General features: G+C 41.0%; 19 protein-coding genes. 14 read left to right on the top strand and 5 right to left on the bottom strand.

Translation table 11 applies throughout. From position 1 onward, the window contains the following. Window positions 1–42: 42 nt before the first annotated feature. Window positions 43–2763 (bottom strand): insulinase family protein, encoded by a 2721-nt coding sequence (locus tag NH454_RS01140; protein ID WP_199527867.1) that lies wholly within the window; start codon window positions 2761–2763, stop codon window positions 43–45. Between the two features lie 196 nt (window positions 2764–2959). Between NH454_RS01140 and sixA the strand changes: the two genes are divergently transcribed. The 4 genes from sixA to NH454_RS01120 are packed head-to-tail and all read left to right on the top strand — an operon-like array spanning window position 2960 to window position 5027. Further along, complete coding sequence (sixA, locus tag NH454_RS01135; protein WP_135923930.1) at window positions 2960–3436, top strand: phosphohistidine phosphatase SixA; 477 nt, start codon at window positions 2960–2962, stop codon at window positions 3434–3436. A gap of 49 nt (window positions 3437–3485) precedes the next feature. Then, a complete protein-coding gene (locus tag NH454_RS01130; protein WP_235382052.1) occupies window positions 3486–3836 on the top strand; it encodes a RidA family protein in 351 nt (116 codons plus the stop codon). Beyond that, entirely contained in the window at window positions 3820–4290 is a 471-nt protein-coding gene (locus tag NH454_RS01125) for an ASCH domain-containing protein (RefSeq protein WP_235382051.1), read from the top strand. The genes NH454_RS01130 and NH454_RS01125 overlap by 17 nt, the downstream gene beginning before the upstream one ends. Window positions 4291–4292: 2 nt before the next feature. Continuing rightward, window positions 4293–5027: an SDR family oxidoreductase gene (locus NH454_RS01120; protein ID WP_235382050.1), complete on the top strand. Its 735-nt coding sequence runs from the start codon at window positions 4293–4295 to the stop codon at window positions 5025–5027. A gap of 3 nt (window positions 5028–5030) precedes the next feature. Here the strand turns inward: NH454_RS01120 and NH454_RS01115 are convergent, their stop codons facing one another. Continuing rightward, the gene (locus tag NH454_RS01115) at window positions 5031–5951 is read right to left on the bottom strand and encodes an AEC family transporter (protein ID WP_235382049.1); all 921 of its coding nucleotides are present in this window, start codon (window positions 5949–5951) and stop codon (window positions 5031–5033) included. Window positions 5952–5975: 24 nt separating this feature from the next. Next, complete coding sequence (smrB, locus tag NH454_RS01110; protein WP_135923935.1) at window positions 5976–6533, bottom strand: endonuclease SmrB; 558 nt, start codon at window positions 6531–6533, stop codon at window positions 5976–5978. Between the two features lie 101 nt (window positions 6534–6634). Here smrB and prmB point away from each other — a divergent pair, with 101 nt between their 5' ends. Both prmB and aroC read left to right on the top strand, forming a co-directional pair. After that, on the top strand, window positions 6635–7570 hold the full coding sequence (gene prmB, locus NH454_RS01105) for a 50S ribosomal protein L3 N(5)-glutamine methyltransferase (RefSeq protein WP_253038078.1): 936 nt from the start codon (window positions 6635–6637) through the stop codon (window positions 7568–7570). Window positions 7571–7635: 65 nt separating this feature from the next. After that, window positions 7636–8733 (top strand): chorismate synthase, encoded by a 1098-nt coding sequence (gene aroC, locus NH454_RS01100; RefSeq protein ID WP_235382048.1) that lies wholly within the window; start codon window positions 7636–7638, stop codon window positions 8731–8733. Window positions 8734–8807: 74 nt separating this feature from the next. On the opposite strand, the gene NH454_RS01095 is transcribed toward aroC, so the two are convergent. Further along, entirely contained in the window at window positions 8808–10814 is a 2007-nt protein-coding gene (locus tag NH454_RS01095; RefSeq protein ID WP_253038076.1) for a fused MFS/spermidine synthase, read from the bottom strand. Window positions 10815–10944: 130 nt separating this feature from the next. On the opposite strand from NH454_RS01095, the gene NH454_RS01090 reads away from it, so the two are divergent. Further along, window positions 10945–12948 (top strand): winged helix-turn-helix domain-containing protein, encoded by a 2004-nt coding sequence (locus NH454_RS01090; RefSeq protein ID WP_235382046.1) that lies wholly within the window; start codon window positions 10945–10947, stop codon window positions 12946–12948. A 13-nt stretch (window positions 12949–12961) separates the two neighbouring features. Here NH454_RS01090 and NH454_RS01085 read toward each other — a convergent pair whose 3' ends face one another. Further along, a complete protein-coding gene (locus NH454_RS01085; protein ID WP_235382045.1) occupies window positions 12962–13801 on the bottom strand; it encodes a LysR family transcriptional regulator in 840 nt (279 codons plus the stop codon). Between the two features lie 101 nt (window positions 13802–13902). On the opposite strand from NH454_RS01085, the gene NH454_RS01080 reads away from it, so the two are divergent. From NH454_RS01080 to NH454_RS01050, 7 genes are all read left to right on the top strand, one after another. After that, on the top strand, window positions 13903–14553 hold the full coding sequence (locus NH454_RS01080; protein WP_235382044.1) for a glutathione S-transferase family protein: 651 nt from the start codon (window positions 13903–13905) through the stop codon (window positions 14551–14553). Window positions 14554–14677: 124 nt separating this feature from the next. After that, entirely contained in the window at window positions 14678–15892 is a 1215-nt protein-coding gene (locus NH454_RS01075) for a GGDEF domain-containing protein (RefSeq protein WP_253038074.1), read from the top strand. Between the two features lie 89 nt (window positions 15893–15981). Beyond that, entirely contained in the window at window positions 15982–18423 is a 2442-nt protein-coding gene (locus tag NH454_RS01070; RefSeq protein WP_235382043.1) for an HD domain-containing phosphohydrolase, read from the top strand. 122 nt (window positions 18424–18545) lie between these two features. Continuing rightward, entirely contained in the window at window positions 18546–21722 is a 3177-nt protein-coding gene (locus tag NH454_RS01065; RefSeq protein WP_235382042.1) for an HD domain-containing phosphohydrolase, read from the top strand. 90 nt (window positions 21723–21812) lie between these two features. After that, window positions 21813–22382 (top strand): elongation factor P hydroxylase, encoded by a 570-nt coding sequence (locus NH454_RS01060; RefSeq protein WP_135923945.1) that lies wholly within the window; start codon window positions 21813–21815, stop codon window positions 22380–22382. Beyond that, on the top strand, window positions 22372–23514 hold the full coding sequence (locus NH454_RS01055; RefSeq protein WP_235382041.1) for an ATP-NAD kinase family protein: 1143 nt from the start codon (window positions 22372–22374) through the stop codon (window positions 23512–23514). The genes NH454_RS01060 and NH454_RS01055 overlap by 11 nt, the downstream gene beginning before the upstream one ends. A gap of 2 nt (window positions 23515–23516) precedes the next feature. After that, the gene (locus NH454_RS01050) at window positions 23517–23795 is read left to right on the top strand and encodes a YfcL family protein (RefSeq protein WP_135923947.1); all 279 of its coding nucleotides are present in this window, start codon (window positions 23517–23519) and stop codon (window positions 23793–23795) included. The last annotated feature ends 24 nt before the right edge of the window (window positions 23796–23819 follow it).

Raw genomic sequence — 23819 nt, 5'->3', positions numbered from 1 at the left:
CCTAATTCGCACCAGTTAATTTAATCCAAGCTGACGAATGAGTCAAAGAGAATGCGAATAAAGGGTGGTTTTTGCTGTCTTTTTAGTCTTAGGTTCGCTTAAAAGTTCTATTCTTGGGCGTTCATCGCTGAATATCTCGCACACATATTGCTGCATATCGCTCAGACTTAATGCTTCTAGGGCAGTTAAAAGTTGCTGCTGCATGTTAAAATCACTGTCGCGATTACCTATGGCTAGCCATAAACGCTGTGAGCGAAGACGCAAGTTTTTGTCTTTTTCTGCGATATGAGTCACTAAGCCTGCTTTTGTATCAAGCCATTGTTGCTCACTGATTTGTGAGATCTGTGTCACATAATTTTCAATAAACTGCTTATGACGTTTTAAAATTTCATCAGCGCTATGTTTAGGGGATTGCACATAAAAAGCGATACCAGCGCGGGTATTGAAAGGTGCGTAACCTGCGCCTACCAAATAACCTAGCTGTTGCTTGGTTCTTAATTCGTTGAAGTAATCTTGATTGATGAGGTGGTTCAACAACATCATTTTTACTTTTTCTTCAGTCGCATCAGTTTGAGCTTGGTAATAAAGAACCATCGCATGGTCATTACAATTTAAACAAAAGCGCTGCTGCGACACATCCGTAATAGTAGATAGAGGTCTGGTTAAATCAATAATGGTATTGCTGCCAGCGAGGTGCTCAGCGATTTGTTTTTGAAATTTCAATGCATCGCTACGCTGCCAATTACCATGCAAAAAAGACTCTACATGCAATGCTTTGAAAAACTCTTCTCTAAAGCAATTAAATTGATGAAAACTCGTATCTTTTAAAGCTTGTGCAAGCGCATTTGGTTCTGGGTTCCAAGGCATTATCTGTGCACCAAGGATACTAAATAATTCACCTACAGGTTTGTTTTGATTGCTGTTTCGCCAATGCCTAACTAGTTGCTTTTTATATTCTGCAAAGCGTTTTGCGCAGATCTCAACATTAAAGAGTGCTTCAAGTAACTCATTAACCAGCTCTAACTGACTCGATGAAAGGCCTGCAGTATGTAAGGTCAAACCGCCTTGGTGAGAGGTTAAATGATAACTAAGGCCTGCCAGTTCTGCTGGATAAAATTGTTCAGCGACACTGTCCATAAATAAGTCGGCAAACAAACGTGTGAGTGCCATATGCTTAACATCTTTTATCGCAAAGGAAGAGTCCATTGCTAAATAAAAATGCCCTTTTGCAACACGAAAGGTTGCATCTTGCTTAAACCAAAAATCAAAACCTTCTTGTTTTACAAGTAATTCTGGTGTTTTTGTTGGCGCGTCTAAGGGGAGTAACTCAACCTCTTTATTAAGGTAAGGATTCGCGCTTGGTAAGCACATTTTAGGCAGGGGGGTGTTTATTTCGCCGAGTGCTTCTAACCAGCAAGGAGAAATATCCTCAATTTTATAAGGCGTATTGTACCATGCTGTCGTATGCTCAGGTTCGACACCTGGGTGAATTAACACTAAGCGCATATTGTCTGGCGTAAGCCATTGCATAGCAATTTCATGGGCACACTGATTAAAGCCTTCCATAAGGTAGTCACCCTGAACATAGTTAGCTTCATCATAATGCTGCATGTTAATGCTTAAATTACTTACCCAATCAATTAAGCGTGCTTTTTCTTGATTATCAAAGGCGATTTGCAAAAGGTTCTTTTTATCTTGATAAAGACGCGGCAACTTATCGCAGTTTTGGTTAATTAAGCAGATATATTCAAACACCATTTCGACGATATCTTCATAGTATTCAATACCTTCATCTGTCAACGCCATGCTGATGTTAAAGTCTTTGAAATTACTGCCATTGATACCACCACCTGCAGAAAGCGCGTTGATCCAACCTTGCTCTTTCAAAATTGAATACAGCGACCCTTTGCCTTCATAGCCGAGTAAGTGAGCAATAAAGCTCACCGTTTTGTGACGATAAAAGTCATCAATGTTCGGCATTGCAAAACTTATAATTAGCTTTTGCATATGCTTGTGTGGCTCAATATGCAGCACTTTACCTAAGTCTTGTTTGCGATAAAGAGGCTGCTCAATGATCGCCTTACTTTTTTGCTGCCCTTTAATGGCGCTGAAATATTGGCTTACCCAGTCGCTCATCGTGGCAATATCTTCGTTACTGCAAATGACTAAAGTCATCCATTGTGCTTGGTAGTGGCGGTCAAAAAAGGCACGTAATTCATCGCTAATACAACCTTCACGATCTGCAAGTGTTTGTTGGTTACCAACCGAGAACTTAGCAAAAGGGTGAGCAGGATTAACGGTTTCTTTATGGGCTTGGTAAATACGACGGCCATCGTCTTTTATTTTTAATTTAAACTCTGCATCAATCGCATTTCGTTCTTTAGCAGTTTCGTTAGGGCTTAATAATGGCGCAATAAAAAAGCGACTAAATTGAGCCAGAGCTTCTGAAAATTGTTGGTTATTGATATCAAAGAAAAAGCAAGAATGCTCAGTGCCTGTCCATGCGTTGGTACTGCCACCTGACTGTGAAACAAAATTAGAAAACCCGCCTGACTCTGGGTACAGATCGGTACCTAAAAAAAGCATATGTTCTAAAAAGTGAGCGAGCCCTTGTCTATCAAGAGGATCGTCAAAGTGACCAGCGTTTATCGCCATAGAAGCCGCGGATTTTGTTGACTCAAGGTCTTGCACCAAGAGCACTTTTAGACCATTGTCCAGTGTTAGGGGCTGATATGTTCTGTTATCATTGCGGCTGATATTCAAAAGATGCTCCTGAAAGAATGCGTTAACTCGCTAACAACAGATGATAACTTCAGGAAGGCTAAAAATGGCACAGCAATGAAAATCTACCTGAATATCAATAAGCGGATGTTTAATGTATCTAGTGATGATATTCTAATATAGCTAACAATCAAGCAAACTGGCTACTGTTTTATATTCTTTAATCGGTTGATTTTTTATGAAAACAATCTTAATCATGCGCCATGGCGAAGCAACGCCAATGCAAGCAGATGATGCAGCAAGACAACTGACCGAAAATGGTCATCAAGAAGCCAGTAGAATGGGGCAATGGTTAGCAACACATTATAAACCAGATGCTCTGTTGGTGAGTCCTTACATTCGCGCTCAACAAACCGCTACTGATGCAACGCAAAATATTTCGTTACAATTTAATGAAACTTGTAGCGATATTACGCCAGATGGCGTGCCACAAGTTGCTGCTGATTATTTAGAAACCCTCATTGCCATGCACCCTCAGTGTAATACTTGGTTAGTGGTAGCGCACATGCCAATAGTCAGCTATTTAGTTGATCAGTTGAGTCCTGGCCACATGCCTATTTTCAATACTGGCGCAGTCGCCGTAATTGAATATGATGAGCACAATCAGCGCAGTTACTACCATAGTATTCACTCACCAAATAACGTCGAAATATAACAGTGGATTTGCTAAATTAGCGCCACTGTTAATTTTTTAAGTCCTTACTATGACAATTGAACGCTTACAAACGGGTGCGCGTATGAGCCGCATCGTTAAGCATAACGGCACTGTTTACTTGTGTGGCCAAGTGTGTGCTGATGCTGAAAAAGATATCACTGAACAAACTCAAACTATGCTTGATAAAGTTGAAGCCTTACTCATTGAGGCTGGTAGTAGCAAAGAGCATATGTTAAGTGCCACTATTTATCTGAAAAGCATGGAATATTTTGCCAAGATGAACGCTGTTTGGGATGCATGGGTACCTCAAGGCCATGCACCTGCTCGCGCTTGTGTTGAGGCAAAAATGGCGCGCGATGCTCTGCTTGTAGAGATATCTGTTGTTGCAGCCGTTAAGTAACGAGCAGCGTATAGCGCAAATGATTGCTCGCTTTAATGAGCAATCAGGGCGCGCAGTTGTTCAATTACCAAGTTGGCATTTTTGCGACAATGAGCAAGATGCCAATGACTGCGCATTGCTGGTTTTAAAGGGTGTAAAACAAGCAACAACCCCTTCACTTTATTGGTTTAAAGCCAACAATGAAGCCCTTCCTGAAGTGGGTGATTTGGCCATTTTTACCAATTGGCTAGGGCAGCCGCTAGGTATTATTGAAACTGTCTCTGTAACCATTACCGCATTTAATCAAATAAGCGCAGATTATGCCGCGCTAGAAGGCGAGGGCGACAAAAGCCTTGAATATTGGCAACGCGTACATTGGGACTATTATCAGCGAGAATTAGCTGGCACAGGCTATCAATGTCACCCCGATATGCCTTTAGTGTGTGAACAGTTTAAGTTAATTTTTAAGGAGTGAGCATGAGTTCAAATCCTGTGGTTCTTATCACTGGCGGTGGACGAGGTATTGGTGCCGCGACAGCAAAGCTGTTTGCTAAACATGGCTATGATGTGTGTATTAATTATAAGTCAGATCAAGTAAGTGCAGAGCAGGTAGCCCAACAGCTAAAATCCCTTGGTGTGAATTCGTACTTATTACAAGCTGATATCGCAGATGAGCAGCAAGTAATCGCCATGTTCGCCAAACTCGATGGGCTGGTTGCGCGCTTAGACGTGTTAGTGAATAACGCGGCGATGATGATGCCGCAAATGCCGTTATTAGAAATGGATGCTAAGCGAATCAACGCTATTTTAAGTTGCAATGTCACAGGGGCATTTTTGTGTGCGCGAGAAGCAATTAAGCGCATGGATAAAGGCAGTATTGTGAATGTGTCATCGGGTGCGTCGCGAACCGGCTCGCCAAATGAATATTTAGACTATGCTGCATCTAAAGGAGCACTTGATACCTTCACTATTGGCCTTGCCAAAGAAGTAGCGAGTAAAGGCATTCGAGTTAATGCGGTAAGGCCTGGTCTTATTTATACCGATATGCATCGTGATGGTGGTGAAGTAAACCGCGTCGATCGTTTAAAATCTAAATTGCCGCTGGGGCGTGGTGGAGAAGCTGATGAGGTCGCTTCAGCGATTTACTTTTTGGCAAGTGAGCAAGCATCATTTACAACAGGCAGTTTTATAGATGTTTCAGGTGGTTTATAAAAACTAAAGTAAAATAGTTAACCAAACACTAAAGCTCACTACACTTAACACCGTTGAAAGCACAACGCTACTTGCCAGTGTCGCCTGATGTTGTTTAATTTGATTAGCAATTAAATAAGCGTTTACACCTAAAGGAGAGGCGCTTAATAGAACAAGTACTTTCAGCAGAGATTGCTCCAAATTAAAAATGTGGCTAGCAAAAAAGTATACAGCACAAGGTAAAACGGCAAGTTTGATGATGGTAGCAATAACGGAGGCCTGCCAGTTGTCTGCAACTTTATAGAACACCAAATTTGCCCCTAACACGAATAACGCACACGCAATGGCGGGTTTAGCAAGTAAGCTCAGGCCATTTGCTAAATTATCAAAAAGTTTAAAGCCAAGTAGGTTAACAGCCAAGCCGCTACTGATACTCAACACGACTGGGTTCAGTAGCATGTTTTTAGCAAACGCTCGCCAAGAGAATGTTTGCTGCGACTTAGCGCTGAGCAAAAAGGTGAGGGTAAACAATAATGCGCTGTGAAAAGTGATGATCATAAACACAATGCCGACCATTTGCTGTCCAAGAGCAGCAATAATAATAGGCAGACCTACCAGTACGGTATTTGAGTAACTACTGCCAAGAGCAAATACAGCGTGACGCGATGGTGCAGATTGCGTTGCTATAAAATACCGGTCAATCACATAGCCAAGGGCATAAATAGCTAATACTGGAATATAAAAACTTAAAAAGCCGGCAACAGAAACACTATTTTTTAAATCGGCTTGTGCCATATTCAAAAATAGAAAAGCAGGCACGCTAATGTAAAAGGTAAACTTGCTTAACCCTGCTATGTGCTCTTTCGATAAAAACTTGCTACGCGAGCTGATGTAACCACTTAAAACGATAAAAATCAGTGGAAAAATAATCGAAAAAATATGCACATTAGGCCTTATGACAAGAAGACGTTAGCGTCTGAACTCATCACTTTGTGGAAGATTAATTAAAATAAGTACCGCACCTTTACCGCCAAACTCAAGAGGTGCTTGATGCATAGCAATTACATCAGGGTGTTGTACTAAATATTGTGGCACTTTGTGTTTGAGTATGCGCTCACCAATACCATGCACAATACAGGCACAATAGTAGTGCTGTTTTTTACACTCATGAATTAATCCAGCCAGCTCATCTTTGGCTAACTCTTTATTTAAGCCATGTAAATCAAGGGTTAACTCAGGCGGGTAATCTCCACGGCGAAGTTGCTTTGCTAAAAAGCTATCGTGACCTGGTTTGACATAACTGACAGTGCCATGAGTGTCGATGTCTGGTACATATTCATCAGAAAAGAAAAATTCTGCCTGATGTTGCTTTTTTTGCTGGGAAAATTGCTTCGCTTGTGACACTTTAGGCTTATTGGTGAATCGAATAGTGTCTTGTTTAAAGGCTTTGGCACCACTAATACTCTGACGAAATAAATCAATATCGTCAGGGCTAATGTGATTGTTGGCGTGGGGATCTTTTTTCATGGCGGCAGTCTAAACAAAAAAACGCTAAAAATCGAGTAAAAACCAACTGAAAAGACGGTACAATACGCGTCAGAATAGACTTTGAAAGTTAAGGAACATACATGAACCATTTCCAGATTGAAGATGCAATTTTAGACGAGGCAATTGCAGAACTTTCAACGTTGCACGATTGGTTACGTTGGACAACCAGTCAATTTGCCAGCAGTGGTATTTTCTTTGGGCACGGCACAGATAATGCGTGGGATGAAGCAGTTAGCTTATTATTACCCGCATTAAGTTTGCCTATCGACGCGCCAAAAGAGCTAATGCATGCGCGTTTAACCAGCACCGAGAAGAACCGTTTAGCTGAACTAATTGCAGAGCGTATTAATGATTGTACGCCAGTACCATACCTGACCAACATAGCATGGTTTGCAGGTATGCCGTTTTATGTCGATGAGCGCGTGTTAATTCCACGCTCGCCATTTGCAGAGCTAATTAACAACCGCTTTGCACCTTGGTTAGAAGAGCCAAGCTCAGTAACGCGCATTCTTGATTTATGTACCGGCTCTGCGTGTATCGCCATTGTACTTGCACAAGCATTTGAAGATGCTCAAGTTGATGCGGTTGATATTTCTTATGAAGCGCTCGAAGTTGCTGATATTAATATTAGCGATTACATGCTCAATGACCGCGTACTACCAATTCAGTCAGACGTGTTTAGTGGCGTTCCGGGTCAAAAATATGATCTGATCGTAGCAAACCCACCTTATGTCGATGCTGAAGATATGGCTGATTTACCGCGTGAATTCCACCATGAACCAGAACTTGGTTTAGCATCGGGTCATGACGGCCTAGACGTAACGCGTACAATTTTAGCTGAAGCCGCTGAACATCTAACTGATAACGGTTTGTTATTTGTCGAAGTCGGCAACTCTATGGTACATATGGAAGCGTTATATCCAAATGCACCGTTTGAGTGGGTTGAGTTCGAGCAAGGTGGATTAGGTGTGTTTGTGATCAGCAAAGAGCAACTAGTTAAGTATTTTGCTGACTAACGGCAGATTTTAAAAGCCGAGCCTGAGGGCTCGGTCTCAGTAGTCATTAGGAATGAGGAAAGTTAATGGCAGGTAATAGCATTGGACAACTATTTAAAGTGTCCACCTTTGGTGAGAGCCACGGCGTTGCATTAGGCGGCGTTGTTGATGGTACACCAGCAGGCCTTGAAATTTGCGAGGCCGACTTACAAATTGATTTAGACCGTCGTAAACCGGGGCAAAGTCGTTATACAACGCAGCGCCGCGAAAGTGACGAAGTAAAAATTCTTTCAGGTGTATTCGAAGGTAAAACCACAGGCACTAGCATTGGTTTACTGATTGAAAACACCGATCAACGTTCAAAAGACTACGGCAAAATCGCTGAGGTGTTTCGTCCAGGTCATGGCGATTATACCTATTGGCATAAATACGGTATCCGTGATTACCGAGGGGGAGGTCGCTCTTCTGCCCGTGAAACGGCTATTCGTGTAGCGGCAGGTGCAATTGCTAAAAAATACTTAAAACAGTTTCATGGTATTGAAATTCGAGCATGTTTGAGCCAACTAGGACCAATCAAAGCAGAAGACTACAACTGGGATGAAGTAGAAAATAATGCATTTTTCTTTCCAGACACCAGCAAGCTAGAAGCGCTTGATGAGTACATGCGCGACCTAAAAAAACAAGGTGATTCGGTAGGCGCTAAAGTTAAAGTGGTTGCTAAAAATGTGCCTGTAGGCTTAGGTGAGCCAGTATTTGATCGCCTAGATGCAGAGCTTGCACACTCATTAATGAGCATTAATGCGGTAAAAGGCGTTGAAATTGGTGATGGCTTTGATGTGGTTGAGCAAAAAGGCTCTGAGCACCGTGATGAATTGACTCCTGATGGCTTTACATCAAACCACGCGGGTGGTGTACTTGCAGGTATCTCTACAGGGCAAGATATCATTGCCTCTATCGCACTTAAGCCAACCTCAAGCATTACCATACCGGGCAACAGCATTAACACCAGCAACGAAGCGGTAGAGATGATCACCAAAGGACGCCATGATCCCTGTGTAGGCATTCGTGCTATTCCTATTGCTGAGGCGATGATGGCGATTACTTTAATGGATCACTTATTGCGCCAACGTGGTCAAAACCCACATGTAAGCCACGGACATGGACCAATCAAAGGTTCGATTTAAGCGCAGTCTTAAATAAAGTAAAAGCAGTTAATAAGCGCGATGATTAGTAAAATCATCGCGCTTTTTTATGCCTGTTAGAATTTTAATAAGGGGAGTAGGCTGTGTTTGCTATCAGTCCACATTGCCAGCTCGCTATGTGGGTAGCGTTTAATAGGCGACAAATCACTGATAGATACGCGATTTAAAAAAGCCTGATTATCAGTTAGCACCACCCAGTCTGAGCCTATGTCTGATGGGCTATGGCCTTGATAGCTAAACTTTAACATTGCCTTATTAAAATATTGGCTATGTGCCTGTAATACAGGCAGTAAGTCGATATGATTATTTGAGATATGCACAATCAATACGCCATTTTCATTGAGCCTTTGCCAATAAAGTGACATTGCTTCTTGGGTTAGCAAATGTGTAGGAATTACATCACTGGTAAATGCATCAATAATTAAGACATCAAATACTTCGTTCGCATTATTTTTTAGCGCAATACGACCATCCCCTAAGCTGACTGTGAGCTTGGCTTCACTGTTTTCTAAATATGAGAAATAACGCTTTGCCATCTCGTACACAGCAGGGTTTAACTCAAAAAAGTGAATACTATCCTGTTGGTCTGCAAACCGAGCTAAAACGCCTGCACCCAAACCAATCACGCCAATGTTTAGTGCGCTGTTTTGCTTTAGTATGGCAAGTGATTTAGCGACACCAGTATGCTGGTGGTAATAACTTTGCCCCAACTGTTGGTTTGGATTTAGTGGCTCTGAGCCATGAATCGTGGTGCCGTCAATTAAGCGCCTTTCTTTTATTGATTGAGTGTTTATATCTTTTACCGCTAAATAGCCATAAAAATTGCGGCTAGTGGCAATGTTATATTGGTTAAAGTTTACCGCTAAAAAACAATAGCATGCTAACCAAGTAACTGAGCTGGTCATGAGAGTGAATTTGAGCTGGTTTGTCTTTGTTTTAGCTTTTGTTTGGTAGTAACACACAAAACTAAAGATAACCGCTAATGTAAGTAAATACTCGTCAATCTGGACAAATAGCAATGGGGCAACGAGCGTACTGAAAAGCGAACCTAACACACCGCCAAGGGCGATATAAAAATAAAAAACGGTAAATTGCTCGTTTTCAGGGGCTTTGTTTCTCAGCTCACCATGACAGACCATACCGGCGGTTAATAGAATAAAGCTGTAAATTATAAGCTGGGCTAGGGCATTGAATAAGCTGCCAAAATAAAACATCAGCAGGCCTGCAAAAGCCGAAAATATAAACGCATATGCCCACACATGACGCTGATAATTTACTTTGTTGGCAAACGTGTAACTAAAGGTGAGCAAGTAAATTACAAGAGGTAACGACCAAAGTAATGGCATGGGTGGAATATTAGTGCTGATCATATGCGTGGTAGATACCAACATGGCCGAGCTTAAGGCACTTAATAACAGCCATTGACCTTTACCTTTTAATAGCGTGATATGCCTAGTCTGAATAGATGCTCTTGATAAATCGGGTGCTTTTTTTAGTAAAAATATTACAAGAAGTGCTAATAACAAGCAGTAGCTGATGTGTCCAAATAGCCAGTAAGTAGTTTGCTGCTCTAAAGAAAATAGTAATTCATAAACGAGTGGGTAGCTCATTAACGCCATTAAAGAACCCAAGTTTGAGATGGAATACCAATGGTAAGGCACCTGTGCTGAAGCAGTTTGCACATACCATCTTTGTAAAAGAACGCTGGTAGCGCTCAGTAGAATAAATATTGGACCAATTTCTATAAATAAATTAACAAACACCGCAAGCGTAGGCGGCCAATTTGTGAGATTTGGTGCTGCAAATTCTGTCACAACAATGAGTGTGGCAAAGCTGACTAAAACTATATGGGTGACTACCTGCAACTTAATATGAAAGCGACCCATACCATGCGCATAGAAATAGCCAATAAGTAACATGACTTGATAAAACACTAAACTTGCTGACCAGATAGAAGCACCACCACCAAATTGTGGTAGAAGTTGCTTTGAAAGCATCGGCTGAATTTGAAAAATTAAAAAAGCACTGATGAAAATAGTGAGCGTTGATAAATATTTATACATTGTTTTTATTACCTATTTTGAGATAGCAAAAACAATCCAATAGCCAGAGCAAAGTGACAATGGAGTAACGCTTGAGTTTCTCTTAAGAAAACCTTAATCTTTGATTCGTAAATATTTATTGGAGAAGTAAGTGGCGCGTTATCGAATCGGCAAATTTGCAATTGATGAGAGTCGATGTTTAATTTCATCGCAAGATTATGAGCAAATAGTCGAGCCAAAGGTCATGGATGTATTACATACCCTTTATTTAAATAAAGGTGAAGTTGTAAGCCAAGAAGTAATCTTTGCAAAAGTGTGGCCTAATGCTACCTACAACCCAAGTTCTGTACAGCGTTGTATCGCATTGCTACGAAAAGCACTCCAAGAAGATGCCAAAAATCCGCAGTATATAATTACACACCCTAAGCGCGGTTATAGCCTTGAAAAAGTAACACAGGGGCAAAGCAAAAAACTAAAATCGCAACATCTTGGGTTGCTGTTTGTTTTACTAGTAAGCCTTATCGCTATTGCGTGGCAACTAGTCCCTAAGCAACAAGATAATGCTCACTTTACCCAACTGATGCCACTCACTTCGAGTGAACTAAATGAAGCTAATTTGTCACTTTCACATAGTGGTAAGTACCTTGCTTTTGTTCGAGGTAATAAAGGAAGTCAGCAGATTTGGATTAAAGAGCTTGCGACTGAGCGAGAGGTGAGGCTAACTGAAGATGCTGCAAGCTACTACGCTTTGGGGTGGTCGACCTCCGATAATGAGATTGCGTTTGTGAAAAGCGCAGAGCAGAAACAATATCTGAACACATTAAGCATTGATTTATCGAAATTTCAGCCATTAGAACAAGCGACGGTGAGTGTTTTAAATGACACCGTTCTGACCAGTCACCATATCGATTGGCATGCTGATAAGCTGCTCTATTACATAGAAAAAGATAAACTAAACAACGATACTCGACTGGTTTCACTCAACTTAGAGTCTAAACAAAAGGCACATTTACTAGCCGCTACACAGCAAGATTGGTTACTCGTTAATGCGTTATCGAAAGACGGCCGTAAAGTCGCAATGGGGATTGAAGCGGGTCAAAACAAATACCGTATTGATGTACTCGACCTTGCCAGTAAAAAAATACAAACTATTGCTATCATAGAAAACGGTATTCAAGGGTTAAGTTGGCACCCGAACAATCAAGCGCTATTGATTAGTCAACGAAATCAGCTTATTAATCTAGAGCTAGATGGTGAGCTTCAGCTAATTTCATTTAATAATTATCAAATAATTCGTGATGCCCAGTATACACCAGACGCTGAAGCCATTTTGATGGAGTTAGTGAATGTTGATGTAGATATTGTTAGCCAAACACGCGCCACCCCTGACAAATTGACCAAACTCGTTGATACCTCATCAATCGACTTTCTACCCGTGTTTTCGCCAGACTCAACGAAATTTGTTTTTGAGTCACATCGTTTTGGATTAAAACAATTATTTTTATACGATAATGGCAAGCAAACGCGCATTTTTGCTAATCCTGATAACCATGAGTTATTTGGCATTGTTTGGAGCCAGGACGCACGACAGGTGTACACCGCAAGTAAAGATACATTGTTTAAAATTGATTTAAGCAGTGGCACTTATGAAACAATTCCTCACGGCAATCATTCTTTCTATTTGAGAGAAATGTATCACAATCAAGACGCGATTTTAGTTTCGTATCGAGCAGAGGATGGACAGACGTTTCATCCGGCTAAATTCGATTTAACAAGCCTAAAGTTGACAGCATTCACAGGCTCAGGGAAACGTTTAAGCTGCTATGGCATGGATTTAGATGAGCAAGACCAGATCTATTTTTCAAATAGCAACGAAGTGTTTCGAGTTAATAGCCGAGGAGATATTGAGACTGTTTGGCAAGCAGCTAACAATGACATCATTGGTATATCTGTAAGCAACCAGCAATTAGCGGTCACTATGGAGCATGCTGATACTATTAATTTCCAGCGTATCGATTTGGCAACCGCTGCAACAGAAAGTTGGCAATTAACTCAACCTAAGCAACATATGCTGATCAATAGTGCCCATGATTTAACAGAGTTTTTATACCTTACAGAGCCTAATAGAACTCGTAAGTTAGTAAAGCTTCTTTAGCTTGATATGGTCTTTATGTCTTAATCAACTCCACAAGCTGCTTAAGCTGTTCATGACTGAGAGGGTTGTGGGCGTGATTACCGTATAGCAGGACGATATCAATGACAGGCAGTACCGGAAGTGAGTTATCGCTGATTTCTTCCACACCCGATTGCATGCTTATTCGTGCCATACTGCCAATTGCCAGTCCTTGTTTAATCAAGCCATGTAATGCTCCCGCTGAGCCACAACAGGCAATAATATTAAAACGACGCTCGGCTTTTAATAGACCCTCAATACTAGCTTGGTGAAACTTACAGTCTCGTTGAAACAAGGCGATAGGAAGTGGGGTTGACTCTTTAATCTCAAAAGCAGGATTTTTCACCCACACACCTTGACTTGATTGCAATAAGTAGCCTTCTTCGCTGTCTGGCGAGCGAGTGGCAATTACTAAATCGAGCATACCTTGGTCTAGCTTGGCTCTAAGCTCAGTACTTGGGGCGCAGCTTATTTGTAAATCTAGCGCATTAAACTGTTGATGTAAGGCACCAACAAGCTCTGGTAGTAAAGAGTGGGCATAGTCGTCAGGACAACCTATGCGTACGCGCATATTGCCTGTGCCTGCTTTTAATTGCTTAAACGCTTCATCATGAAGCGCTATCAATTGTTTTGCATAGCTTGCTAGCTGGTGGCCTTGATGGGTTAGCACCAGTTGACGACCTTGCTTTTCAAATAGGGGGTTTGCAATGTCTTGTTCAAGCTTTTTCATTTGCATACTTACCGCAGATTGGGTTCTGCAAATCTGTGCTGCAGCGCGGGTAAAACTGCCTGTATCAACAAAGGCACAAAAAGTCCTGAGGGCATCAATATCCATAATGTATCAACTTTACTTATAGGTAGCATAAAAACAATTGGCGAGTAATTACCCAATTGCTGTTTTATAGTGAGCCTAATCTAAACGTTAAAGGAAGCGCAATGCAATTATTTATTGGTAATAAAAATTACTCAACTTGGTCATTAAGAGCGTGGTATTTACTGAGTAAATTCAATATCTCTTTTACAGAGCAACAGTTGGTTTTAGATACGCCTGAGTTTTATGAAGCATTAAAAAGTAAGTTTCCAGTGCAAAAAGTGCCGGCACTTATTGATGCTGAGTTAATCGTGTGGGATTCACTCGCTATTTGTGAATATATCAATGATGCTTATCTAAATAGTGCAGCTTGGCCTAGTGAAATAGCCCAAAGAGCAAAAGCGCGCAGTCTAGCTGCCGAGATGCATTCTGGGTTTGCTGCACTTCGCAATGAAATGCCGATGAACATTCGCGCTAAAAGGCATGTTGAATTATCAGAGCAAGCTAAAAAAGATATCGCACGTATCGATGAGATTTTTTCGGCTCAGCAGCAGCGTTATCCTAATGCGTGGTTATTTGGCGAGTTTTCTATTGTTGATGCGATGTTTGCACCTGTGGTGTTGCGTTTTAAAACCTATCAGGTGGAGCTATCGAGTGCAGCACAAGCTTATTGCCAGTATGTGCTAGCATGCCCTGTGTTGCAAACCTGGATCAATCAAGCATTAAAAGAAACCGATATTGTTGTATGTGATGAGGCAGGAAAAGAGATTTCATAACATAATTACGGAGTATTTCATTAATACTTCGTTTGTCCCTACTTATATTGTGCTGGTTAAAATGTGTTATTTTTATACAAAATAACTAGTTCAATTCTAATCTCTTCCTTCTATAATAGAGTTGTTGCTCTTTAATTCAACACTTCTCATTCTCCCTTTTGTTGTAGGCACATTTATGGGCGTTTATGCTGCAAAGTTATTAAACAAAGATATGACTATTAACCGTTATGCTTGTCAGTTCAAGTCGAAACAGGTTGAGTTGTTGTTTATACAAAGTAAATTGGTGCAAGATAAAAAGCTTGCTCAATTTCTTGCATGTATAATCGCCGTTGTGACTATGCTCGTCACTTTTTTCGATAAGATGATTATTCAGCCAGATTTCTGGCCTGATATTGCTTTGATTGGCAGAACTATCACTGTATTTGTATGCGTTAGCGCTGCTTTTGGTATTAGTTTTGTAAAGTCACCGAAGCAGTTAATAAAGATGGTCATCGCCTTTATGATATTTATGTTTTTGAATATGCAATTTATGGTTATCACCTATGAGCGTCATTATATATTGCATATGTTTTTTGATGTCATTGTATTGATTACATTTTACTTCTCGACTTTGCTCTCCTTGAAACTATCAGCGCTATTAGGTGTGTTTTATAGCTGTTTGGCTATTTCCGTTATTTATTTTAATAAAGATATAAATTTGCATTCTTTTTATGTGGTTATTTTAGCTCACATAGCGGCTAATTTAGCGGGATCGATCATGGCTGCCCATGAACACATTATTCGTCGTGAGCTATTTGTACGTAATACGCAATTAGGTCAATTAGCTCAAGAAATGAAAAAGCAGGCCTTGAAAGATGCGCTTACACAGTTACCTAACCGCAGAGCGTTTGATAATACTTATGAGCATTACCAAAAACTCAGTAAAGAAAATCAATATAAATCAAAACAAGTATGCGTTGTTTTAGCTGATATTGATTACTTTAAACGTGTTAATGACACCCATGGGCACGAAGTTGGCGACGCTGTGCTAGAAAAGTTTTCAACATTCCTTACAAAGTCTTTGAGAGCTTCTGACGATGTTTATCGTTTTGGAGGAGAGGAGTTTGTAATTGTGTTGCCGCTTTGTTCTGTTGAAGATGCGACGATAATTGTCAATAAAATGATTGAAACACTGAATGCTGAGCCGTTACATCTAAATGATATGTCTTTATCAATAAGAGCAAGCTTTGGTTTGACAGTTATGCGTGAGGAGCTTCAAAAGTCTGTTATTGCTCGAGCAGATTCAGCGTTATACGAAGCCAAAGAGGCTGGTCGCAATCAACTGGTCGTCAAAATCTAGCGAGTCTGTCTAAATAAGTTGTTTTAGATTTCACTTTTATTTTTATTTTATACCTAGATAGGTATATTCAGCATGCAAGGAGCCGCAATATGCTACCAGGCCAACCTAAGGGCTTTAAAGTTTCAATTCGCGTCAGTGTGTTACTGGTGTTTGCCTTAGCAAGTTTATTAACAGGCATTGTGGCAATTAGTCTCCATTATTACTTTAGTGAAAAGTTTGTACTGCAGACAAAAACGGACCAATTTAAGCAGACCAGCCAACAAATAGCAGACCATATCTCGAGAATAAATCATCGGGTTGATAATACGCTCAGCGTAATGATCCATGATACTCGACTCTTTTCTGAAGATAGCAAGGATAAAGACACCTTGCGTAATGTGTTGATAGAGGTATTAAGTCGACATGCGGATTTTTACTCATTAATTCTTGCGCATCAAAATGGTGATATGCTGCAAGTAATTAATTTAAAAGGTGATGCAACCTTACCCGCTAGTTTTCAAGTCCGGCCTTTGGAGCGCTGGTTGATTTATAAAGTCTCCGGGCAAGGTGATGCTCGCAAAACCGTAAAGTTATTCTTGGATGAAAGCCTTTCGGTTATTAGAGTCAACGAAGAAAAAACTGACTATGATCCTCGTACCCGAAAGTGGTTTAAGGAGGCCTCTAGTGAGTCAGTCTCAAAGTCTGAGCAGTATGTTTTTAATCTATTAGAAATGCCGGGCTATACCTATTCAATACAGTCAGAAGACACAGGTGATGTACTTGCACTTGATATAGCCAGCTCCAGTTTGAGCCACTTTCTTGTAGAGCAACAACTTAAAATGCAGTACTTAGTTTCTTCTGAAATGTATGTTTACCGGGGTGATGGCGAAATCATCGCAGCAAGTCGTAATCAAAGTCAGCAACGAACATTCGACGACTTATCTGCGCTTATTCGACTTGATGAGCAACAACCTGGGCTTGCCAATAAAAAGCAACAGTTCGGTAAAATGCTTGATGTGCACGAAAATGGTCAAGAAAAATATATGTTTGTAGTGCCATTGCCACTTAGTGGCGATATGCACTCTGATGAAGTGGATTACTTTACAGTGCTAGTTGCGAAAGAAGATGTGCTAGCAATTATTAAAGAGAAAATCAGAATCTCAATTTTAGTCACAGGGTTATGTTTATTGTTACTTTTGCCCGTATCGTGGTTTTTTGCATCTTCGATTGTTAATCCTATTTTGAAATTGGTGGGCGAAAATAAAAAAATCCAACAGCGTGATTACAATGAGGTTTCTACACTTTCGAGCCATATTCTAGAGATTCATTATTTAGCCAGTTCTATGGTTGATATGAGTCGCTCAATTGAGCAGCATGAAAACTCGCAAAAAGCGTTAATGGAATCTTTTATTGAGCTTATAGCGCAAGCAATTGATGATAAATCACCTTACACGGCAGGGCATTGTGAGCGGGTGCCAGAGCTCGGCATTTGGCTTGCTGATGCAGCATCAGATTCAAAGGATGAGGCGTTTTCTGAGTTTAGTTTTAAAACCCCAGATGAACGACGAGAGTTTCGTTTAGCAGCATGGTTGCATGACTGCGGTAAAATTACTACGCCAGAACATATTGTTGATAAAGGCACTAAGCTTGAAACAATTTACAACCGAATTCATGAAGTTCGTATGCGCTTTGAAGTACTGCTGCGAGATGCAAAACTAGACTACTACGAAAAACTGCTTGTAAACCCAGAACAAAAACAGCAGTTACAACAGCAATTAGACGCTGAGATTGAAAAGTTGCATGCAGATTTTAGCTTTATTGCGGCATGTAATGTCGGCGGAGAGTTTATGGATGAGTCGCAATTAAATCGTTTACATCAGATTGCCAGCATCAAGTGGTATCGTCACTTCGATGCTAGTCTTGGTTTATCGCCACTTGAAGAGTTGCGCATGGTAAACCTTAAAGATCAAACTTTGCCTGTTGAAGAATCACTATTGAGTGATAAACCAAGTGATTTAATTCCTCATGAAAAGGCCGTTGATTACGAACCTGATTTAGGGATAAAAATGACAATCCCTGAGTATAAATACAATCTAGGTGAGATTTATAATTTATCTATTTCACGCGGTACGCTCACTGCTGAGGATAGGTTTAAAATTAATGAACATGTTATCAGTACTATTCGCATGCTTTCTAATGTTCCTTTTCCGAAAGAGCTTGCTCGGATCCCACGCTATGCCTCGACGCATCATGAAACATTAAAAGGTACTGGATATCCTCGCCAATTAACTGCAAAAGATTTATCAATACCTGAACGAGTGTTAGTGCTGGCTGATATTTTTGAGGCTCTAACTGCGACAGATAGGCCGTATAAAAAAGCCAAAACTCTGAGTGTTGCCGTTGATATTTTAGCGAAGATGGTCGATGACGAGCATATTGATCGTGATGTATTTGAGCTATTTTTAACCTCAGGCATATACCTAAAATATGCAAAACAGTTTTTAGATGAGTCGCAAATCGATTCGGTCGATATTCAAAAATATCTAAGATAATTATTTGCTTATGCTTTAGGCTAATATTGCAGTGTTTTTGTTTGTAATACAAAGTTATTGGTGTATACATATTATACAAGCTAATATTATTTACGAACAAAGCATTGCAAGGAGATGCATAAGTGCTGGTATCTGCTTTTCAAAAACTCAAACAAAAAATTCGTTTTTCGATTCGTCTTACCGTTGTTGCTGTGTTCGTATTAGCAACCTCACTCACCGCGTTAATTGCCATCAGTTTGCAATATTATTTCAGTGAAAAAATGGCGTTAGAAGCCAGTGTCAAAAACTTTAATTTAGCCACAGGCTCTGTCGCTGATTACCTGACCGGTGTGAACGAAAAATCTGAAAACACTTTAAGTGTGATGGTACAAAACGGTAGTCTTATCAGTGCCAACAATGAAGATAAAAGTGAACTGAGAAATGTCATGAGTGAAATCATGCAGCTCAATCCATTGTTTTATGCTTTATATGTGGGGTATGAAAATGGTGACTTTTACGAATTAATTAATTTAGAGAGTAGTGAAATAGTTCGCCAACAGCTGCAAGCCATCGAAGCTGATCGCTGGGTGGTGATCCATATTACCGATGAAGGGGCAGATCGAGTTCAGCACACTCATTATTTTGACCAGCAATTTAATTTACGCATCTCTCAAACAAAAGGTACCAGCTATGATCCGCGAGAGCGTTTGTGGTTTAAGCAAGCAAACTCTACCCGTGTCAATAAAACCAAACCATACTTCTTTACCCACCTGCAAGCACCAGGGCAAACCTATTCGATAAAGTCAGCAAGCGAAAATAGTGTGTTGGCGTTAGACGTTAGCTTATCGAGCATTTCAGAGTACCTAAGCAAACAGCAAAGTAAAATGAGCAGCCAGTATTTAAGTGAGCTGTATATTTATAATAAAGAGGGTGAAATTGTCGCCTCTAACCAACAAAAGCATAGCTTACTTCTGCCAACGCTTGAAAAACTCCCTCTGACTGAGGCCCAGCAAAGTGTCTTGGCTAAGTACCCTTATTTAAGTGTCTCAAACGAAACTAATTGGCCGCCAATGGATTTTAGTGTTGGCGGTAACCCCAAAGGCTATAGCATTGATTACATTAATGGCTTGGCCAATATGCTCGGAATTAAAGTGACCTTTATCAATGGGTTTACTTGGTCTGAGTTTTTGAATCAATTTGCTAAAAAAGAAATAGATGTTATTCAGCCTATTTTTAAAACGCCTGCCAATGAGCCGCTTGGTATTATGAGCCAAACCATGGCAACCTTGCCATTTAGTATTATTACTGCACAAGGTACGCCCCCAGTTGTTAGCATGAAGCAGTTGGCGGGTAAGCAGCTTGCAATTGGCGAAGGTTGGTCGGTGATCAAAGTGATCAAAGAGCACTTTCCCGACATCGACATTGTTGAGCTGCCAAGTACAAAAGCGGTACTTGATGCGGTAAGCCAAGGGCGGGTCTTTGCAGGCCTAGATAACGAGGCGGTGTTCAAATACACCCAAAAGCAGTTTTTTATTGATGGGGTTCAATATAATCAGCTTGATAGTTACAGCCATGACCTTTTACCCGATACGCTGCATTTACTGTTTCACCCGGAGGATGCAGCGCTTAAAGATTTAATTGATATGGCAATAGAGCAACTGCCAGATTCGTATATTGCAGCACTTGAGCGTAAATGGTTAGGAAGCGACCCCAATCAGCAACCACAAGTGATTGGCACCGTGCCTTACCCTGAATTTTTAACCTTAATTAAAGATAAAACAAACTTTGCCCATTTACGTTTGATGACTCTTAATGGGGTTGAAAAGTACGTATATATCACCCCGCTTTCTGAGATGGGCGATAATAGCGATTTCCTAGCGATAGTGGTGCCCAAAGAAGGTGTATTAAGCTCTACTCGCGAGAAAATTAAGCTGTCAATTTTAATCACTGCCGCATGCTTAATTATGGTTTTACCCGTGTCGTGGTTTTTTGCCTCACCTATCGTTGCACCAATTAAGACCTTAGAGGGCGAAAACTTAAAGATTAAACGGCGTCAATTTGACCAAGTTTCTACGCTAAAAAGCAGTATTAAAGAAATTAACAACCTATCTCGCTCTATGGTGCAAATGAGTCAATCGATTCAGCAACATGAGCAAAAGCAAAAGGCCTTAATGGAGTCATTTATTGAGCTTATCGCACAGGCTATCGATGATAAGTCTCCCTATACAGCAGGGCACTGCGAACGGGTACCAGAGCTTGGCATTATGCTAGCCAAAGCAGCTTCAAGCTCAAATGAACATGCTTTTAAAGAGTTTACGTTTAAAAATAAAGACGAGCTAAGAGAATTTAGTCTCGCAGCGTGGCTACATGACTGCGGTAAAATTACCACGCCAGAACATATCGTAGATAAAGGCACTAAGTTAGAAACAATATACAACCGTATACACGAAGTGCGTACACGTTTTGAAGTACTTTGGCGAGATGCAGAAATCGCTTATCTAAAAGCATTGCAAGCCACACCCGAAAAGCAGCCAGAGCTTGAGGCTGAACTTACTAAACGCCAAGCAGAGCTGCGGAGTGATTTTTCGTTTATCGCTACCTGTAATGTAGGGGGCGAGTTTATGGATGAAGCTAGCCTTGAGCGTTTAGAAGCGCTCAGCACTATTACTTGGCAGCGCTATTTTGACGATAAAATAGGCCTTTCACCAGTCGAAGAGCTGCGAGTTCATAGCAATGATGAGCAACTCCCTGTAACTGAAAAGCTACTTTCAGATAAGCCTGAGCATTTGATTGCCCACGATAAACCAATTCACTATGATGAACGGTTAGGGATAAAAGTAGATATTCCTGAGTATAAATATAACTTAGGAGAGTTATATAACTTACAGGTTCAGCGCGGTACATTAACAAGTGAAGACCGATTTAAAATTAATGAGCACATTATTAGCACTATACGTATGCTCGATAATGTGCCGTTTCCTGAAGAATTAGCCCGTGTGCCACGTTATGCCTCGACTCACCACGAAACTTTAAAAGGCACGGGGTATCCGCGTAAGTTGTCTGCGGATGATTTATCGATACCTGAACGCGTGTTGGTGCTTGCTGATATATTTGAAGCATTGACCGCAGCCGACAGACCCTACAAAAAAGCCAAACCGCTGAGTGTTGCCATTGATATTTTAGCGAAGATGGTGGCCGATCAGCATGTTGATGAAGATGTATTCAAATTGTTCTTAACGTCAGGTATTTACCTTGAGTATGCAAAGCGCTATTTAAACCCAGAGCAAATCGATGATGTTGATATCGCAAAATACCTGTAACTGAGGGCGGTTGCTTTTACTTTAGGCTGAAAAGTCCGTACAATTCGCCTCGTTTTTAGTGACGCTTTTAACGAGACGAATTCAAGCCGTATGCATCAGATTGCTGACTTAATCACTATTTTTGAAAACACCTTTTATCAAAGTCATAATACACGTTTGATAAAAGGTGATGATGAACCTATTTACCTGCCTGCTGATGAGCAAACGCCTTATCATCAAATTGTATTTGCCCACGGTTTCTATGCCAGCGCCTTGCATGAGATTGCCCATTGGCTGGTGGCAGGAGAGGCACGTCGGTTAAAAGAAGATTATGGTTATTGGTATTGCCCAGATGGCCGTGATAAACACCAGCAAGCTGAATTTGAAGCGGTTGAAGTAAAACCGCAAGCCATTGAGTGGGCGCTCAGTACAGCAGCGGGTTTCGATTTTAATGTATCGGTTGATAATCTTAATGGCGAGCAAACCTGCCGGTTTGATTTTCAGGCGCGGGTTCATCAGCAAGTATTGGATCTATTAGCATCTGGCTTTAATCAGCGCACAGAGGCGTTACTTAAAGCATTGAGCGATTTTTATAACACCCCATGGCCATTATCCGCTGCACAGTTTACGTGGCAGCGCGATTTTCATAGCAACCCAGGAGTTTTAGCTGATGCAGTTTAAATTAGGTTTAATTGTAAATCCGGTTGCCGGCTTAGGCGGCAGTGTCGCACTCAAGGGCAGTGATGGGGCAGATACCGCAGCAAAGGCAATGCAACTTGGCGCAGAGCCAAAAGCAAACTTACGCACCCGAGCGGCACTTGAGGTTCTGCTTGCACATCAAGATAAGTTAACCATTTACACTGTAAACGGTGAAATGGGTGAGCAAACGGCAAGCCAGCTTGGTTTTAATACTCAGGCCATTTACCAAACCAATGAAATCACTACTCCTGATGACACAGAGCAGGCAGCCAAGCTATTGGTCGAGCAAGGTGTCGATCTTATTTTATTTGCTGGTGGTGACGGCACTGCTCGCAACATTTGTCACGCAGTTGGTGATAGCACTCCTGTATTAGGTATTCCTGCAGGCTGTAAAATTCATTCTGGGGTTTATGCTATTACCCCAAAAGCAGCTGGGCGTGTTGTTGAGATGCTAGTTAAAGGTGAACTTGTCAGCCTTAGCGATGCCGATGTGATGGATATCGACGAAGAAGCATTTCGCGAAGGCACGGTAAAAGCTAAGCGCTATGGTGAAATGCAAGTGCCTAGTGAAGTACGTTATGTACAGGCAGTTAAAAATGGCGGTAAAGAAACCGATGAATTAGTGCTTGCCGATATTGCGGCTTATGTTGTTAGTGAAATGGATGAAGACTGTTTATATGTGATGGGCAGTGGTTCAACCGTGGCTGCAATAATGGAAGAAATGGGCCTTGAAAATACCTTGTTAGGTGTTGATTTAGTGGCTGATCAAGAGCTCGTTGCACAGGATTTAACGGCTCAGCAATTACTTGAGCTTACCGAAGGTAAAGCGACTAAATTAGTGATTACCTTAATTGGTGGCCAAGGCCATATATTCGGCAGAGGAAATCAGCAATTAAGCCCTGCACTTATTCGTGCTATTGGTCGTGACAATATTATTGTAGTGGCGACTAAAACTAAATTACAGGCCTTAAATGGCCGACCGCTGATTGCCGATACCGGCGATAGTGAGTTAGACGATGAATTAAGTGGTTATATACGCGTAACCACCGGTTTTAATGACCATATTATGTATGCAGTGGGTCATCAAGATGGGCTGCACCCAGAGGAGAAGTAACAATGAGTTTAGTAAGTTATATTGATGCAGCGCAGCAATATTTTGATGATTTAGTTGATAAAGCGACTGACGACGAACTGTTTGCGGGTGGCTATTTACGTGGTCACTTTGACTTAGCGGTAGGTTATGCACAAGTAGAAGAATTAAACTTGTCAATTGAGGAACTTAACAATCAAGTAGAATCAAGCTTAGTTAAAGCTTACCGCAATGGTGAGCTAAACGAAGAAGATAAAGAGCTTGTTGTGCGTCTGTGGGATGAAGTTAAAGCGCTAGCAGCTTAACTTAGTATCTAAACTAAATTTATA

The sequence above is a fragment of the Pseudoalteromonas sp. Ps84H-4 genome (assembly GCF_024124645.1).
Lineage (GTDB): Bacteria > Pseudomonadota > Gammaproteobacteria > Enterobacterales > Alteromonadaceae > Pseudoalteromonas > Pseudoalteromonas lipolytica_C.
Note: the sequence above shows the minus strand (reverse complement) of the source record. Positions and strands in the feature narration are given on the sequence as shown.

What these genes read in the sequence shown, in the direction of transcription:
- sixA (WP_135923930.1), top strand. Translation starts at nt 2,960, where the DNA reads ATGAAAACAATCTTAATCATGCGCCATGGCGAAGCAACGCCAATGCAA.
- NH454_RS01130 (WP_235382052.1), top strand. Translation starts at nt 3,486, where the DNA reads ATGACAATTGAACGCTTACAAACGGGTGCGCGTATGAGCCGCATCGTT.
- NH454_RS01120 (WP_235382050.1), top strand. Translation starts at nt 4,293, where the DNA reads ATGAGTTCAAATCCTGTGGTTCTTATCACTGGCGGTGGACGAGGTATT.
- smrB (WP_135923935.1), bottom strand. Translation starts at nt 6,533, where the DNA reads ATGAAAAAAGATCCCCACGCCAACAATCACATTAGCCCTGACGATATT.
- prmB (WP_253038078.1), top strand. Translation starts at nt 6,635, where the DNA reads ATGAACCATTTCCAGATTGAAGATGCAATTTTAGACGAGGCAATTGCA.
- aroC (WP_235382048.1), top strand. Translation starts at nt 7,636, where the DNA reads ATGGCAGGTAATAGCATTGGACAACTATTTAAAGTGTCCACCTTTGGT.
- NH454_RS01095 (WP_253038076.1), bottom strand. Translation starts at nt 10,814, where the DNA reads ATGTATAAATATTTATCAACGCTCACTATTTTCATCAGTGCTTTTTTA.
- NH454_RS01085 (WP_235382045.1), bottom strand. Translation starts at nt 13,801, where the DNA reads ATGGATATTGATGCCCTCAGGACTTTTTGTGCCTTTGTTGATACAGGC.
- NH454_RS01080 (WP_235382044.1), top strand. Translation starts at nt 13,903, where the DNA reads ATGCAATTATTTATTGGTAATAAAAATTACTCAACTTGGTCATTAAGA.
- NH454_RS01070 (WP_235382043.1), top strand. Translation starts at nt 15,982, where the DNA reads ATGCTACCAGGCCAACCTAAGGGCTTTAAAGTTTCAATTCGCGTCAGT.
- NH454_RS01060 (WP_135923945.1), top strand. Translation starts at nt 21,813, where the DNA reads ATGCATCAGATTGCTGACTTAATCACTATTTTTGAAAACACCTTTTAT.
- NH454_RS01055 (WP_235382041.1), top strand. Translation starts at nt 22,372, where the DNA reads ATGCAGTTTAAATTAGGTTTAATTGTAAATCCGGTTGCCGGCTTAGGC.
- NH454_RS01050 (WP_135923947.1), top strand. Translation starts at nt 23,517, where the DNA reads ATGAGTTTAGTAAGTTATATTGATGCAGCGCAGCAATATTTTGATGAT.